The sequence below is a fragment of the Prolixibacter bellariivorans ATCC BAA-1284 genome, assembly GCF_000621705.1.
GTDB classification, from domain to species: Bacteria; Bacteroidota; Bacteroidia; order Bacteroidales; family Prolixibacteraceae; genus Prolixibacter; species Prolixibacter bellariivorans.
Genome location: NZ_JHXO01000006.1, coordinates 433725 through 450113 on the forward strand (window position 1 = coordinate 433725; position 16389 = coordinate 450113).

A 16389-nucleotide genomic window follows, 5' to 3' on the forward strand; every position below is an offset into this window, starting at 1 on the left:
TATTTTCTCCACGGAGCCTCTCTATTGATAGATACAGGATTGGGAATTAGTCCAACTTGTTACATCTGTCCTTGCATAAAATTGTTAGATATACAGAGACGTAATCACAAAGACAGCGAAGATAACACTGGCCACACCGTTGGTGGTCCCAAATGCCAGACCTACTTTGCTCAGGTCGTCGTGTTTCACAATGCTTTGCTGGTAAGTTAGTAATCCAATAAAAATGGCAGCCCCTGTCCAAAACAACCAGTTGGCATGCAAATCAATACCGGCCCATACCACCATGATGGCCGCCAGTACATGAATGAATGCTGAGAACCTTAGTGCTTTCTTCACGCCAAGTAAAACCGGAACACTGTTCAACCCCTTTTCCCGATCGAACTCTACATCCTGCGAAGCATAGATGATATCGAATCCGCTGACCCAGAAAAAAACAATAAACGAGAAAAGGATGGGAACCAATGCGAATTTTCCGGCTACGGATAAATACGCACCAATGGGAGCCAATGCCAATCCGGCGCTCAACACAAAATGGCAAAGCGGCGTAATGCGCTTCATGTAACTGTAACCCATCACAACTATCAGGGCAATGGGTGAGAGGAAGAAGACCAGCTGGTTGATAAACCATGTGGTGGCAACAAACAGGATTGCATTGATGGCAACAAATACAGCAGCATTGCGAGGGGTAACGATACCAGCGGGAATTTCACGTTGTGCTGTGCGGGGATTTTCTGCATCAATTTCCCGGTCGAGATACCGGTTGAACCCCATGGCGGTGTTCCGGGCAAAAACCATACAAAGCAGAACGGCGATCAATTCTTCCCAGCGAAAGATAGATGTTGTTTGGGTAATAGCCAGTGTGAAACCGATAAGTGCAAATGGCAACGCAAAAATGGTATGTTCGAATTTTACGAGGCTGGCGTAATTACGTATTTTCGTTATCATAGTATAAACATCGCTTAGTAATCGATGGACAAAAATAGAAAGTTTGCGCTATATTGAGCCTGATAAATTACCTACACCAGATATTCTCCTTATTTTTGGCCTCTGTAAACCCGTTAAAAGAAGTCTCAATGAAAGAATTCAAGAAATATTTTAAGCTGAAAGCATCGCCTGCCGATGTGTACAATGCGTTGGTTAATCCGGTTATGCTGGAGATTTGGACGGGTGAACCGGCTGTTATGAGTACGGAGCCGGGCTCGCGTTTTAGCTTGTGGGACGGAGCCATTTCGGGAGAGAATGTGGAATTTGAGCAGGACACGCGAATCGTACAGAAATGGTATTTTGGAGAGGACGAAGATTCGGTTGTCACCATAAAACTACATCCCGATAAGGGGGGAACCAGTATGGAAGTTCACCAGACCAACATTCCTGATGGAGCTTTTGATAACATGAAAAGCGGTTGGGAAGAAGACTATTACGGAAGTCTGGCCGAATTGTTTGTTTAAACCGGTTTCCCTGAATTAGTTCAACGGAAGCCGCATTTTGTAATCATCCATGATGAAGCCGTTGCCAATGTCGGCGACGGTTGGCCCCAGATTGAGGAATCCCATCTTTTCGTAGGCAGCAATACTGTTCGAGTTGAATTTATTCACCGTAAGGGAAATGCCTTTCAACTTTCTTTCACGAGCGTATTGACGAATGAAATCCAGTGCTTCCTTTCCGTAGCCTCTCCCGCGTTGTGAGCTTTGTACGTAATACTTACTCAGGAATAGCTCTTGTTCTCTGATTTGTATCCCCACATAACCAACGGCTTCCTCTTCAGCATAAATCAGAAAATAGATATAGCCTTCGTTCTCAATCTGATTGGAAATGGCCGGAATTGATTGGTATTTTTCGACCATATAATCGACTTGTTCCTGCCCAATGATGGGAACATAATGTTCATTCCAGATTTCTACTGCCAGCCGGGCCACTGTTTCAATGGATTTCTGACTGGATACCGGTTTCATGGTAATTTTCATGGAGACCAAAATAGCAAAAAGAGATAAAAAATTGGTTGGATTGATTAACGTAAAGCTTCCTGGTAAAGTGAATAATTTTCATCGTCGAAACAGCAGAAAATAATTTCATCAGGTAATGGAGAGCTTTCTACAAACTGTTTCACTTCGGCCACAGCAATGCGGGCTGCTTCCCCTTTCGGGAAATGATAAACGCCCGTACTGATATTGGGAAAAGCGATTGATTTCAATTTGTGCTCAGCGGCAATTTCCAAGCTGCACCGGTAACATGAGGCGAGTAATTCACGCTCTTTGTAACTGCCTCCCGACCAAACCGGACCAACGGTATGAATGACATGCTTAGCCGGTAACCGGTGACCTTTCGTGATTTTTGCATTGCCCGTGGCACATCCGTTCAATGTACGGCATTCATCAAGCAGTTCCGGACCGGCAGCCCGGTGAATGGCTCCGTCAACGCCGCCACCTCCCAGCAATGAATTATTGGCAGCATTCACAATCGCATCAACTTTCAATTGCGTGATGTCTCCTTTGATAACCCGAATATCTGTCATGCAATATTTCGTTTTTTGTTTCTAAAACGAAGTTACAAAAATAGGAACAGTCAGCCGGGGGAAATGTTATTCAGAAGTCTTGTCCGCTTGTTTTTGCAGCTTCCTTATCCGAATAGCGAATGCGTTCTCTGCATTTGTGACCAGGATTTGGTCAATTTCATCTTTGGTAAAACCTGTTTTGTCAAGTAAGATCATTAAGGTATCGAAAATGGTAGAGTATTCTCTGAAATCGCCTCCATTGGGCTCGCCGGGTGAATACCAACCGGCATCCTGCGATATCAATACACGGTCAAGTCGTCTGGCCGCTTTAAAGTAGTTGAGCAAATCCAGCATCCGGCTGACCATTTTGTACTCCGGGGTGAGATTGTCAAAAGCAACCCAGGTTCCCATGTCGGCAGCTGTGAGGATTTTATCCATCTTCGGCTCAATCATGGCATGTGTCCAGATAAAAGCTGAAGGATCGACGCCGTATTCATGCAGAATCTTCAACTGCGAAAATGCCGGGCCCGCCAAACCGGTGTGCGACATAATGGTCAATCCGGTGGCCAGGTGTGTAATACAAGCCGCCTTCACCAATTTAACGTCCATCTCGGTCATGGGGATGTTGACACCAATTTTAATAAACCCGGGTTTGATGCCGGTATTCCCGATACCGTTTTTCGCCTCGTCAATCCATCGTGCAGCAATTTCCTCAGCACTCAGGTCATATGCTTCCTGGGGCAGGAACTTGTTTCCTCCGGTGGCATACCACCCGGTATTGGTGATAAAATGCATTCCGGTTTTTTCTGACAACTCTTTCAGCAACAACGGGTCACGTCCCAGGAATTGAGGAGTACCATCTACAAACGTATTGACATTATATTGTTTCAGTGCTTCAAGATAAGGCAGGACTCTTTTGACCACATCTTCACGGTTATAACGGTCGGGACTGATACTGTCGGCTCCAATAAAATCGACCAGTATGTGTTCATGCGAAAGCGTAACACCCATTTGAGAAGCAGGGATTTCGCCGGTTACGGTCATTACCTTCGAATCATCATGTTGACAGGAAAAAAGAGAAGTGGCCATGAGTAGCAGCATGACCTTGTTTAGTTTGGCAAAGCTAAGATTCATAAGTTCGTTTTGTTTAGGTTGGCAAAAAATATAAAAAATTAGCCACCTAAACTTCACAAATTGTCATCAATCTTTTTTACGTTTTCGCTTGACAACCAAGATGGCTCCGGTAAGCACAAGGATGGCAGCCAGATAACCTTGCGGAGAAATGTTTTCCGGCGGAATCCATGAGACATGTTGTTCCGATAAAATAGCCATGGTAATGAAAGTGATGATGGGGTTCATGGATACAATAATGCTGATCTTATTCGCTTCGATGTATTTGAAGGCAGCTCCAAGCGTTCCATAAGCGATTAGTGTATTGGCGGCAAGGAAAACCAAAAGAATCCACCAACCGGGTGTAAGGGTTGCCAGGTGCTCAAAGTTTGCTGCCGGCATGAAAAGAAGTGCCGGTAAACCGTAGATAAACATGTTCATGGCCTGAGCATGGTGGGTTTGTACCAGCTTCTTCTGAAAAACGGCATAGATACTCCAGGCAACTGCACCCGAAACAATCCAGAGTACGCCGGTATTGAAATCAGCTTCTTTACCCAGCATGGTAATTAGTTGCTGACGATAGAAAAGTAAAAATCCTACAGACGCAACAACAAAACCGATGATTTGCCTCCGGGAGAGTTTTTCCTTGTAGATAATGATACCGGCGAGTGCAAGCAAGACGGGGCCCAGCTGAATGATGACCTGCGCATTTCCCGGCGAGGTGTAACTAACTCCCTGCATAAAACCAAGATAGTTCCATCCAAGGGCAAGAGCTGCGACCACCAGAATAAAAGGCGGTTTGATAAGTATGCGTAACATTTCCCGTTTCCGGAACAGAAAGAAGGAGAACAAAGCCAGAAACGCGATGGTAAAACGAAACCAGACAATGGTGTACGAGTCAACCATGGTTGAGGCTACTTTCAGGGCAATGGCCAGAAATCCCCACAAAAAGGCAGTTGTCATGGCCAGTAAAACACCTTTGGTTGTGTTGGGCGTCATTAGCGTTTTGAATCAAGAAAGGGCCAACCCGAACATCCGAATTGGCCCCGAATTATTTTAATGATGATGTTTATCGTAATTGAGCATTTAGTTCGCGTTCGAACGCGCTCAATAACTTCTTCATCACTTTGTCAATCTGTTTGTCTTTTAACGTTTTTTCCTCGTCGCGCAGGAAGAAACTTACCGCGTATGATTTCTTTCCTTCCGGAATATTTTTCCCTTCGTAAACGTCAAAAATGCTAACGTTGCGCAGCAGTTTTCGCTCCGTTTTGTACGCAATTTCTTTTACACTGCTGAATTTTACATCCTTGCTGAGCAACAGCGCGAGGTCGCGTCGTACTTCCGGATATTTGGGCAGCGGCGTATAAGAAACACCATTTTTATCCAAAAGTTTCAGGATGGCTGTCCAGTTTAAATCGCCATAGAAGACGTCGGCTTCCACATCAGTCAATTTCTTCACCTTCGAATTTACATAGCCGATTTGTGCGACCAACTGATTGTTGAATTTGTATTCCAAACCGGAAGAGAATAGGTCTGAATCAACGGTGTCAACCTGAGCCTGCAATACATCCAGACCCAATCGTGTCAAAATATTTTCCACGAAAGCTTTCAACGTGAAGAAAGTGGTCGGGCGGCTTTGCGTAGTCCAGTTTTCCGATTCATCTTCGCCGGTAATCCACAAGCCAATATGCTCTTCTTCGGCGAAATTCTTCACCGGTTTTTCGGTCGATTTGTTTCCCTTGAAGGTGTAAACATTTCCAAATTCATACAGTTTCAAATCCGGATTCCGGTAGTTGGTATTCCGGGCAACCGCTTCCATTCCGCCAAAAATCAATGTCTGGCGCATGCCATTCAAGTCTGAACTTAGCGGATTGTAAAGCTGAACTGTATGGTCAGCTTTGAAACTGTCCAACTGTTCGTAATAACCGGCTTTGGTCAGCGAATTCGACATGATTTCATTGAATCCGTTAGCCGTCAGCATTTCCGAAAGCAAATTCTGGAGTTTCACCTTATCGGGAAACTCAGCATGCTGAATGGTCGATTTTACAGCTCCGTCCGGCTCCACATTGTTGTAACCGTACACCCGCAAAATTTCTTCGATAATATCGGCTTCGCGACGCACGTCCACCCGGTAAGGCGGAACAAGCAGGTCGAGCATGTCAGGCGTATCGGCTTCAATTTTTATTTCCAGTGCAGTGAGGATGCTTTTTACGGTTTCAGTCGGAATTTCTTTCCCGATAAGGCGGTTGATATGACGGTAGGATACCGTTACCGGGAAATATTCGGTAACAGAATGGTCGGCTACCACATCCACAATGTCAGACGAGATGGTTCCACCGGCCAGTTCCTTAATTAACAACGCTGCCCGTTTCAGTGCATAAATCACATTGTTCGGGTCAACACCGCGCTCAAAACGGAACGAAGCATCGGTATTCAGTCCGTGACGACGGGCCGTTTTCCTGATATAAACCGGGTTGAAGTAAGCACTTTCCAGGAAGATGGCCGTGGTTGAATCTTTAACACCTGATTTGATTCCACCGAAAACACCACCAATACACATGCCTTCCGATTCGTTGCAAATCATCAGGTCGTTGGCATCGAGTTCGCGTTCCTCTTCGTCGAGAGTGACGAATTTGGTTCCTGCGGGTAGCGTTTTTACAATGACTTTATTCCCTGCAATTTCAGCAGCATCGAAAGCGTGCAAAGGCTGGCCGGTTTCAAACAACACATAGTTGGTAATATCGACGATATTGTTGATGGGACTCAGTCCAATCAGACGCAACCTGTTCTGAAGCCATTCGGGTGATTCCTTTACGGTAATACCGGAAATGGTTACACCGGAATAACGTGGGCAAGCCTCTTTATTTTCTATGGTTACCGGAATTTTCAGGTCATGGTTGTCCACCGAAAAATGATGTACCGACGGAACATGATAGTCAATGTTCCGGGTTTGCTTCAAATAAGCAGCCAAATCACGGGCCACACCAATGTGTGAAGCGCCATCGATACGGTTCGGCGTCAAATCAATTTCAATGACATAATCGCTTTTTACATTGAAATAGTCACTGGCGGAAGTACCTACCTTTGCATCGGAAGGCAATACCATGATACCGGCGTGGTCGGTTCCCAAACCAATTTCATCTTCGGCGCAGATCATTCCTTCGGAAACTTCGCCCCGTATTTTCGCTTTCTTGATAAGAAATTCCTTGTCTCCGTCGTAGAGAGTCGTTCCGACAGTCGCTACAACTACTTTTTGTCCCTGGGCCACATTGGGCGCACCACAAACAATGGGACTCTCTATTCCGTTGCCCAAATCGACTGTTGTCAAACTCAGGTGATCGGAATTGGGGTGGGGAATGCAGGTTTTTACTTCGCCAATGACAATCCCTTTCAGACCGCCTTTTACCGTTTCCACCTCTTCTACGCTGCCTACTTCAAGGCCAAGTTGGGTAAGGGTTTCGGCCACTTCCCCGGGGGTTAAATCCAGGTCAATATAATCCTTTAACCAGGTGTATGATAGCTTCATTTTTCGATGTTTAATTCAGCTTATTTTCAGAATCAACAAATGTAGAGAATTTCACCCCAAAGCCCAAACCCTTTGTTCGCGAAGAGATTTGACAATTTTTCACGAAAAAAACAGTTATAAAGCATGAAGGATATATGTTGAAGAACAGCTGATTGAAACAGAAAACCAGTTTTAGGAATTTTTTTTTTCATAAATTTCTCAAAGTTGTTTTTTAGATGGACTGAATTACTATTTTTCGACCAGATAAACGAAGTTCATGCTGCAGGAAACAGATTGGCAGCAGAGCTTGAGAAATACGAACAGAATTATTTCAGACCTAAATTGATTTGCAGATGGATAGAATAACTAAACCCCGGGTTGTGAAGGATTACGATAAACTTCCCTCAGATACTCAGAACCAGATTAAGCTGCAGTATCCTTTCGGATTTGCTGACCATTTGGTAACCTACACCAATTCCAGAAAAGAGATTGTGTCTGCCTTGCCCTTTGAAGCTGAAGACTATTACTACTTGGTTCGGATGACACGTGAAGAAGCACACGAAATCATCGAAAACGATGACGATTATGATGATGACGGAACTTTACGTGATGATTTCGAAATGGAAGGTCTGGAAACTGGTGAAGATGTCGACGAAATTGAAGACGTGGAAGATGTGCCGGACGAGGATGAGGATGATGAGGACGACGATGACTATTGAGGATCATCTTCGGTATTTCAGTTAAACTGCACCGATTTTTTCATAACCGGATTTAGGAATGGAATGTCGTACGCGGAAGCATGTATCAGATGCTTTCGCTTTTTTATATTCAATCATTTGAGTCACCTACATTGTAGCATTTCGCCAATTTTTTGGTCTATCGGAAAGCTGAGTTGTTCCTGTAGATTTTCAATGGGACACCAGCGGAAATGCATGTCGCCGTTTTTATGCAGACCGGAGTAATCAGGCTCTCTTTCCACTGCGAAATTGGGCTTTGGTTGATTGGTGAATTCGGCCTTATAATAAATACTGAGTAGTTGTGTGTTTTCGAAAAACTGTGCTTGCTGGTAAAAGTCGGTAGTGTAAAAATGTTCGATATCTCTGATTTCCTGTTGTAACTCTTCCCTGAATTCACGACGCAGGCAATCAATGGTCCCTTCTCCATACTCGAGCCCACCGCCCGGAAATTTGGTCATTGGGTGGCCCAACTGAAACTCGTCAATCAGCAAAACATTTCTGTTATGTAATATCAGCCCGTAAACCCTGATGGTAAAATTCCCGTTCATGCTTTCTGGTTTTGCATTAGTTGTTCGTCGATATATTGGAACACCTGTTGTTTCTCGTCGGGGTGAAACCAACGGATGCTTTCATCGCGGCGAAACCAGGTGAGTTGTTTGCGTGCATATTTTCTGGAATTGGCCTGAATCCTTTCGGTAGCTTGTTCCAGTGTTAATTCACCATCGAAATGTGCGAAAAGCTCTTTGTAGCCAACCGTATTCAACGGATTTAAATGACGCTTCCCGTAAACACCGCGGGCTTCATTCACCAATCCTTCTTCCATCATCAATTCCACCCGACGGTTGATTCGGTCGTAAAGCTCGGTGCGGTCGCGATTCAATCCGATTTTCACGATATTGAAATGTCGTTTTTTCGCTTCCTCTCTCCGTAAGGAAGAATAAGGCTTGCCAGTCATATAATAGATCTCGAGGGCATGCAGAATTCGTTTGGGGTTTTTCAAATCGACTTGTTCGTAATAGTCCGGGTCAATATTTTTCAACTCCAGGCGTAAAGGTTCCAGTCCGTTTTCATGAAATCGGTTGAGTAATTGCTTTCTCAGTTCCTTGTCTACTGTTGGAAGATCATCGATTCCTTTGCAAACGGCGTCGATATATAACATGGAGCCACCGGTCATCAGCACGGTATGGTGCTCTGGGAACAACCCTTCCAGCAAATTCAAAACATCATACTCAAATTTTCCGGCGTTGTAGTCGTCTTCTACCGAAAGGTTCTGAATCATATGATGGGGAACCTGTTGCAAATATTTTTCTTCCGGAACAGCTGTCCCGATTCTGATTTCTTTGAAAAGTTGGCGGGAATCACACGAGATGATTTCGGTGTGGAGGTGTTTGGCTATATCAATGCTGAGATCTGTCTTCCCTACGCCAGTAGGGCCAAGCAAAACAATAAGGGTATTTTTCATGAATGGGTTGCACGGGTTTTGTGCAAAGGTAGTGGCTGTGGCTGGAAATAAAAAAAGGGGCAAAAGCCCCTTCGGTTATAAAATTTCGTCGATGTCTCCGTAAATTTGATTCAGATCCTCCAATTCACCGAAATCAGAGTACTCGTCCAAGTTATCCCATTCCGTTTCCATAAGTAAGTCGTTTTCTTTGGATTTGACGTCAAGGAACTGAGACGGGGCCACACTTTTCTTGAAGGTAACCTCCGGTGCATTAAGGTTCTTTTCCATGATAATCGTATTTAGTTCAATAAATAAAGATCAATTCGGAAAATGTTAAAACAGAATATTATCTGTTTTTCATTTTAAAAGCACATTCCATCTTTTGCTATTATCAGATTGCTTTCAGTTTCTGATGTTGCCGCCGCCAAGGCAATCGGTTTTTTGTTTGTTTATTAACCTGACTAAGTGGCTAATTTGCCTGAAGATCAGATTTGAATGCTGTTTTTTGAAAACGAAAATTGAAGGAATGTTTCGTTGTAATTATTTTTCGATCCATAACATTTTTCTTAAACAGCATTCCAAAGTAAAAGATGTAATTCTAAAATCGATTAGAAATTGTATTAAAAAATGTTAAAAAATGTAGAATCGACCTATTTTTATAATTGGATACTTCCATGTGTAATTTGGTCCCATGGAATAAACGCTCCGAGCAAACCAAGGATAATTCCGATAAGAATAATTTTTAAAATAGCGATCACAATTCCAATGATGGCACAGGTTCTTCCGCTACGGATATTTGAATAGGATGAGAGTGTGTAAAGTCTTGGTGTTTGGTGGTATAAGCGTTCTGCGTTGCGGGCCATAACCAGGGCGACCACGCCGGCAACGATACCTACCAGACTATTGAAAAACGAAATAACGAGGGCAATAATTCCAAGAATTAGGATGACAGATGCGTTGGGAATTTCGTGTTGAAAGGAGTTTGGGGCTCCTGTTTGGTTAGTATTCTCTGTTTGGGTATTTTCTGTTTCCATATCTTTGTTTTTCTGATTGTTAGTGGAGGTAAATATAAGAAATGGAAAGTATAATATCCAAATTTTAGAATAATAGGACAGAAAGTTTAAATTATATAAAAAAAGCCGGTTGATACCGGCTTTTTTTATCATATGGGAAGAAATTATTGATTCTCTTTAATGAAGTTCAGGCATGAACCGGCTTTGAACCATTCAATCTGTGCCTCATTGTAGGTGTGGTTGGCAATGATTTCATCGGTTGAGCCATCGGCATGATGAAGAACAACTACCAACGAACTTCCGGGAGCAAACTCGGTCAGTTTCAATACATCGATGGTATCGTCTTCCTGTACTTTGTCGTAATCGGCCGGATTATCGAAGGTCAGTGCCAACATACCCTGTTTTTTCAGGTTTGTTTCGTGGATACGGGCAAATGAACGAACGAGAACAACTCTTACACCCAGATGTCGCGGTTCCATAGCTGCATGCTCGCGTGACGAGCCTTCACCGTAGTTTTCGTCTCCAACAATAACAGAACCGATTCCTTTGGCTTTGTAATCACGTGCTGTTGCCGGTACTTCGCCCAGTTCGCCGGTCAATTGATTTTTTACGGCATTCGTGCGCTCGTTGAAGTAGTTGACACCACCAATTAGCATGTTGTTGGAAATATTATCAAGGTGTCCGCGGTAACGAAGCCAGGGGCCAGCCATCGAAATATGGTCGGTTGTACATTTTCCTTTTGCTTTGATAAGCAATTTCATTCCCGTCAGGTTGTTACCATCCCATGCTTTAAAGGGAGTGAGCAACTGAAGACGCTCAGAATCCGGCTTGACGACCACTTCCAAATTTTTGTTCTCCGATGACGGCGGAATAAAACCTCTGTCTTTCACATCGAAACCTTTGGTTGGCAAGTCATCGCCTTTGGGCTCATCCAGTTTTACTTTCTCGCCTTTTTCGTTTTCCAGGTAGTCAGTAGCCGGATTGAAATCGAGCGTACCGGCGATCGAAAAGGCCGTTACAATTTCAGGTGAAGCTACAAAACCATGCGTTTTTGGGTTGCCATCATTTCGCTTGGAGAAGTTCCTGTTGAATGACGTCATAATGGAGTTCTCATCCAGATTCTCGGCATTGTGACGTGCCCACTGACCGATACATGGACCACAGGCATTGGCCAGCACGACTCCACCAATTTGTTCGAAGGTATCGAGGAAACCATCGCGATCGACGGTGTAACGAACCTGTTCAGAACCTGGCGTAACGGTAAATTCCGCTTTAACTTTCAGGTTTTTGTCCAGTGCCTGCTTAGCTACCGATGCAGCGCGGCTTATATCTTCGTACGAAGAGTTAGTACACGAACCAATCAAACCGACCTCCATTTTCAGCGGCCATCCGTTCTCTTTGGCTACTTTACCAAATTGTGAAACAGGTGTTGCCAAATCCGGAGTGAACGGACCATTAATATGTGGTTCCAGTTCCGAAAGATTAATTTCGATAATCTGATCGTAATAAGCTTCCGGATTTTCTGCAACTTCCGGATCGGGACGGAGGTGTTCTTCGATTTTGGCAGCCATTTCAGCTACATCGGTACGACCGGTAGCTTTCAGGTATTTTGCCATCGATTCGTCGAACGGGAAGGTAGAAGTAGTGGCTCCGATTTCGGCACCCATGTTACAAATGGTACCTTTTCCGGTTCCGGAGATGGATTCGACTCCCGGGCCAAAATACTCGACGATGCTTCCGGTTCCACCTTTTACAGTAAGAATGCCGGCCACTTTCAGAATAACATCTTTGGGAGAGGTCCATCCACTGAGTTTCCCGGTAAGTTTCACACCAATCAGTTTCGGGAATTTCAGTTCCCAGGGTAGTCCGGCCATTACATCTACTGCATCGGCACCACCTACACCAATGGCAACCATTCCCATACCGCCTGCATTAGGCGTATGCGAGTCGGTTCCAATCATCATTCCACCCGGGAATGCGTAATTCTCCAGAACTACCTGGTGAATAATTCCGGCTCCCGGTTTCCAAAAACCGATTCCGTATTTTTTTGAGGCTGACGCCAGAAAATCGTATACTTCTTTGTTGGTTTTCTCTGCAGTAGTAAGGTCTTCTTTTGCTCCTTCCTTAGCCAGGATCAAGTGGTCGCAGTGAACGGTCGAAGGGACCGAAACCTGAGCTTTTCCGGCCTGCATAAACTGGAGAACAGCCATCTGTGCAGTGGCATCCTGCATGGCAACACGGTCCGGTGCAAAATTCACGTAAGATTCGCCCCGTTTAAACGGTTCGTTAGGAAGATCACCGGAAAGGTGAGAATAAAGAATTTTTTCACTTAGGGTCATGGGGCGCCCCAGAAGTTTACGGGCTTGCTTGATTCTTTCAGGATAGCGTTCATATACCTGACGAATCATTTCAACATCATATGCCATTTTTTAATCGATTTATTTAGATATGTCGCAAAATAATATTTATTAATCATAAACGGATATAAAATCTAAAGGTTTGTAAGGGGCGAATTGTTTCAAAATCTTTGAAATATTTCTACCTTGGAGAAGCAAACCAAATCGCTCATGCTGTTCAATCCGCTCACTCAGGAGAACATATTAATGTCGATCCAGTCCATCAGAGGAAACTGGGTTCGTTCGGTGCTGACCATCCTAATCATTGCCGTTGGAATTACGGCTTTGGTTGGCATTTTAACAGCTATTGATTCCATTAAAAATTCCATTACAGCAGAATTTACGCGGCTTGGTGCTAATACATTTACCATTCAGAGCCGTGGTATGCGGGTGCAAGTGGGCGGAAACCGCTATCGAAGTAAGAATTACAGTTACATCAGCTATTTCGAAGCACGGGAGTTTAAGGATGAGTTCGATTTCCCAGCCGAGGTTTCCATGACAGTTAATGCGACCGGTACAGCAACGGTCCGTTATGAATCACAAAAAAGTAATCCCAATGTCAGGGTAATCGGTGTCGATGGTAATTATCTGCAAACGGCCGGATACGACATCAGCATGGGACGAAATTTTGCTTCACAGGAGATTCATTCCGGAACGAATGTGGCTTTGTTGGGAAATGGGTTGGCCCGAAAACTCTTCCCGGGAATACTGAATCCGACTGGCCGGGTTGTTTCTATTGGGACGGCGCGTTATCGTGTCATTGGTATTCTGGCCGAGAAGGGTAGTGGCTTTGGTTCATCCGGCGACCGATTAGTGTTATTGCCGTATTCCAATGTTCGGCAGGTTTTTTCGCGTCCACAGATGAATTTTCAAATTCAGGTAATGCCGAAATCACCACAGTTACTTGATATCGCAGTGGGAGAAGCAGAGGGTTTATTCCGTGTTATTCGGGGCCTGGATGTCAAAGACGAATCGGATTTTAATATTGTAAAAAGCGACAACCTCGTAAATATCCTGTTGGAAAATATCAAATACATTACGTTGGCAGCCACCATTATTGGATTCATTACGTTGCTTGGAGCGGCCATTGGTTTAATGAATATCATGCTGGTCACCGTTTCGGAACGGACCCGCGAGATAGGTATCCGGAAAGCCATGGGAGCCAATTCCCGAACCATCCGGCAACAGTTCCTGATTGAATCCATTGTCATTGGCCAGCTTGGAGGTTTGGTTGGTATCGTACTGGGTATATTAGCCGGAAATGGTGTTTCCGCGCTAATCGGAAGCTCCTTCATTGTTCCGTGGCTATGGATTTTTTCCGGGGTAGCGCTCTGTTTGCTTGTCAGCCTGGCTTCGGGATTTTTACCGGCCATGCAGGCAGCCAGGCTCGATCCCATCGAAGCGCTGCGATACGAATAACTTCCGAATGGGATAATCCTTCGCAGCTCATCCACTCAAATTTCAGTTCATCCGGATTCTTGTGCAGTTCATCCGGTTCTTTTTTCTATTCTTGCTGACTCACCGCAATTTTGAGGTACACAATACCTGAAAATGTGATGAAAAAGATTCAGCTTATATTCCTGTTAATCATTTTTGCGATTCCGGCTTTCAGCCAGATTTCCATTCATGGAAAAATTGAGGATACCGATCATCATCCGCTGCCCGGTGCCAATATTTATTTCGAGAATACGTACGAAGGCACCACTTCGGACAGTGACGGTGTTTTTCAATTGACTTCTCAGCTCGAAGGAGCGCAACGGTTGAAAGTTACCTTCCTGGGTTACATCCCTTACACCGTTGCTATTCCGGCGAAAGCCGATACAATTATGGTGATTAAACTGCAACCAGAACACAACAAGGTCGATGAGGTCGTAATTACCGCCGGTACGTTTGGTACAGCCGACGATGAACAAACGGTTAGCCTGAAAGCCATCGATATTCTGACAACGCCAACCTCGGAAGGAGATGTTTACGGGGCCTTGCGAACCTTACCGGGAACGCAACAGGTTCCCGAAGACGGACGGCTATTCGTTCGGGGAGGTGAGGCTTACGAAACCAAAACCTTCATCGATGGTATGGAGATGCAGCAACCGTACAGTAGCTCCACGCCCGATTTGCCTTCGCGTGGCCGGTTTTCGCCGGAACTGTTTAAAGGGACCCTGTTCAGCACGGGTGGCTATTCGGCCGAATACGGACAGGCTCTTTCGTCGGCACTTATTCTGCGCACCATCGATCTGCCCAAAGAATCTTTTACCTCCATTGGCTTACTGAATGTCGGTTTTCAGGGAGGCTATACCAAACGGTTTGATAAGGCATCCATCAGTGCTTCTGGTGAATATTATAATCTTGGACTTAATAATAAAATTAATCCGCCCCGTAACGCTTTCGCGGAAGATCCAATCCAGATGAATGGTTTGGTGCACGCCCAGGTTAAATCGGGCAAGCGGGGAATGTGGAAGACTCTGTACTCATTCAACCATCATCAGCTCATTGCTCCCTATGCTACTTCAGCTACAAATCTGGAGAACGTAGCCGTGAACTCGACCAATCATTATGTGAATAGTACCTACCGGAATATGTTGTCGGATACCTGGTTGGTTTATGGTGGTATTTCCGGTGACTATTACGACGACCACATCAAAATGGAAGAGGGGAACTACCATATTCTGGACCATTATTCCCAAGGTCGTGCTGGTTTGAAATACCTGCCCTCGGAAAAGGTGAAAATCAATATGGGGTTGGATGCCAACTGGCACGACAACGAGCGCTCCAACGAGGCAGTGGCCGGGCAGAAAGCCGGCTTCACACAACGAACACTCGCCACTTATGCCGAAGGAGAGTTTCAGTTGGGTAACAACTGGGCCGTTCGGTTGGGAGTACGACCCGAATATTTCGGTCTCCTGGAAAAGGTAAAAGTAGCTCCAAGACTTTCGTTGGCCCGAAAAACCGGTGAACACAGTCAGCTTTCACTGGCTTACGGAACCTTTTACCAAAATGCCCCCGATGAGTACCTGGCTTTCAATCATAGGCTAAATACTGAAGAGGCTAAACATTTCATTTTAAATTACCAGTATTCTTACGATAAACGGGATTTCCGGATTGAGACCTATTACAAGGATTACCAGAACCTGGTGAAATTCAACCAGGCCTCCACCGAATATGCTCCATCTTACTACACGTCATCAGGAACCGGTTATTCAAAAGGAGTCGACCTTTTCTTCCGTGACCGAAAAAGCATTCCACTGCTCGATTACTGGATTGCTTATTCGTACCTCGATACCAAGCGTGATTATCGTGATTTCCCGACAAAGGCAACTCCGGGCTTTGTATCGAAAAACACGTTGTCGGTTGTTGGCAAGTATTGGATCGCCGGCTGGAATACCCAGTTTGGATTCAGCTTTAGCGCTGCCAGCGGAAGGCCTTATGATGACCCGAACACGCCGGTATTTATGGATAAAAAAGCTCCGGCTTATTCCAGTCTCAGTCTGAATGCCGCACATCTGGCGTACCTCTTTGGTAACTACACCATTTTCTACTGCTCTGTTGGAAATGTGCTGGGACGCGACAAACCCTACACCTACCGATATACAGAAACACCGAACAGTTCAGGCGTATATGAGCGGATTCCCGTACAGGCCGAAACGCTGCGCAGCATTATCCTTGGCGTCTTCATTCAAATTAAATAACAACTAAAAA

At 44.8% G+C, this 16389-nt stretch carries 15 protein-coding genes; 4 read left to right on the forward strand and 11 right to left on the reverse strand.

The annotated features are described in order from the left end of the window. Positions 1–84: 84 nt before the first annotated feature. Positions 85–945, reverse strand: a complete 861-nt coding sequence (locus T426_RS0107425; protein WP_036984711.1) for a UbiA-like polyprenyltransferase — start codon at positions 943–945, stop codon at positions 85–87. Between the two features lie 128 nt (positions 946–1073). Here T426_RS0107425 and T426_RS0107430 point away from each other — a divergent pair, with 128 nt between their 5' ends. After that, positions 1074–1448, forward strand: a complete 375-nt coding sequence (locus tag T426_RS0107430; protein ID WP_027585480.1) for an SRPBCC domain-containing protein — start codon at positions 1074–1076, stop codon at positions 1446–1448. A gap of 15 nt (positions 1449–1463) precedes the next feature. Here the strand turns inward: T426_RS0107430 and T426_RS0107435 are convergent, their stop codons facing one another. From T426_RS0107435 to pheT, 5 genes are all read right to left on the reverse strand, one after another. Then, positions 1464–1964, reverse strand: coding sequence for a GNAT family N-acetyltransferase (locus T426_RS0107435; RefSeq protein ID WP_025865155.1), 501 nt, complete (start codon positions 1962–1964; stop codon positions 1464–1466). A gap of 44 nt (positions 1965–2008) precedes the next feature. Further along, entirely contained in the window at positions 2009–2512 is a 504-nt protein-coding gene (locus tag T426_RS0107440; RefSeq protein WP_025865156.1) for an O-acetyl-ADP-ribose deacetylase, read from the reverse strand. Positions 2513–2578: 66 nt separating this feature from the next. Then, positions 2579–3625 (reverse strand): phosphotriesterase family protein, encoded by a 1047-nt coding sequence (locus tag T426_RS0107445; RefSeq protein WP_025865157.1) that lies wholly within the window; start codon positions 3623–3625, stop codon positions 2579–2581. A 66-nt stretch (positions 3626–3691) separates the two neighbouring features. After that, positions 3692–4600 (reverse strand): DMT family transporter, encoded by a 909-nt coding sequence (locus tag T426_RS0107450; protein WP_025865158.1) that lies wholly within the window; start codon positions 4598–4600, stop codon positions 3692–3694. Positions 4601–4670: 70 nt separating this feature from the next. Further along, positions 4671–7127 carry a phenylalanine--tRNA ligase subunit beta gene (gene pheT / locus T426_RS0107455; protein WP_027585481.1) on the reverse strand — a complete coding sequence of 819 codons (2457 nt, stop codon included), beginning with the start codon at positions 7125–7127 and terminating at the stop codon, positions 4671–4673. Between the two features lie 332 nt (positions 7128–7459). Between pheT and T426_RS0107465 the strand changes: the two genes are divergently transcribed. Continuing rightward, on the forward strand, positions 7460–7825 hold the full coding sequence (locus T426_RS0107465; protein WP_036984714.1) for a hypothetical protein: 366 nt from the start codon (positions 7460–7462) through the stop codon (positions 7823–7825). Positions 7826–7947: 122 nt separating this feature from the next. Here the strand turns inward: T426_RS0107465 and T426_RS0107470 are convergent, their stop codons facing one another. The 5 genes from T426_RS0107470 to T426_RS0107490 all read right to left on the reverse strand — a co-directional run bounded on the left by T426_RS0107470 (position 7948) and on the right by T426_RS0107490 (position 12723). After that, on the reverse strand, positions 7948–8391 hold the full coding sequence (locus T426_RS0107470) for an NUDIX domain-containing protein (protein ID WP_025865160.1): 444 nt from the start codon (positions 8389–8391) through the stop codon (positions 7948–7950). Then, positions 8388–9305, reverse strand: coding sequence for a tRNA (adenosine(37)-N6)-dimethylallyltransferase MiaA (miaA, locus tag T426_RS0107475; RefSeq protein WP_025865161.1), 918 nt, complete (start codon positions 9303–9305; stop codon positions 8388–8390). Before miaA ends, T426_RS0107470 begins: the two co-directional genes overlap by 4 nt. A gap of 75 nt (positions 9306–9380) precedes the next feature. Continuing rightward, positions 9381–9572 (reverse strand): hypothetical protein, encoded by a 192-nt coding sequence (locus tag T426_RS0107480; RefSeq protein ID WP_025865162.1) that lies wholly within the window; start codon positions 9570–9572, stop codon positions 9381–9383. Positions 9573–9940: 368 nt separating this feature from the next. Continuing rightward, positions 9941–10318: a CCC motif membrane protein gene (locus T426_RS25000; RefSeq protein WP_148303791.1), complete on the reverse strand. Its 378-nt coding sequence runs from the start codon at positions 10316–10318 to the stop codon at positions 9941–9943. Between the two features lie 143 nt (positions 10319–10461). Continuing rightward, positions 10462–12723, reverse strand: coding sequence for an aconitate hydratase (locus tag T426_RS0107490; protein WP_025865164.1), 2262 nt, complete (start codon positions 12721–12723; stop codon positions 10462–10464). Positions 12724–12840: 117 nt separating this feature from the next. Between T426_RS0107490 and T426_RS0107495 the strand changes: the two genes are divergently transcribed. Both T426_RS0107495 and T426_RS0107500 read left to right on the forward strand, forming a co-directional pair. After that, a complete protein-coding gene (locus T426_RS0107495; RefSeq protein ID WP_199898647.1) occupies positions 12841–14112 on the forward strand; it encodes an ABC transporter permease in 1272 nt (423 codons plus the stop codon). Positions 14113–14249: 137 nt separating this feature from the next. Beyond that, the gene (locus T426_RS0107500; RefSeq protein WP_025865166.1) at positions 14250–16379 is read left to right on the forward strand and encodes a TonB-dependent receptor; all 2130 of its coding nucleotides are present in this window, start codon (positions 14250–14252) and stop codon (positions 16377–16379) included. Positions 16380–16389 lie beyond the last annotated feature (10 nt).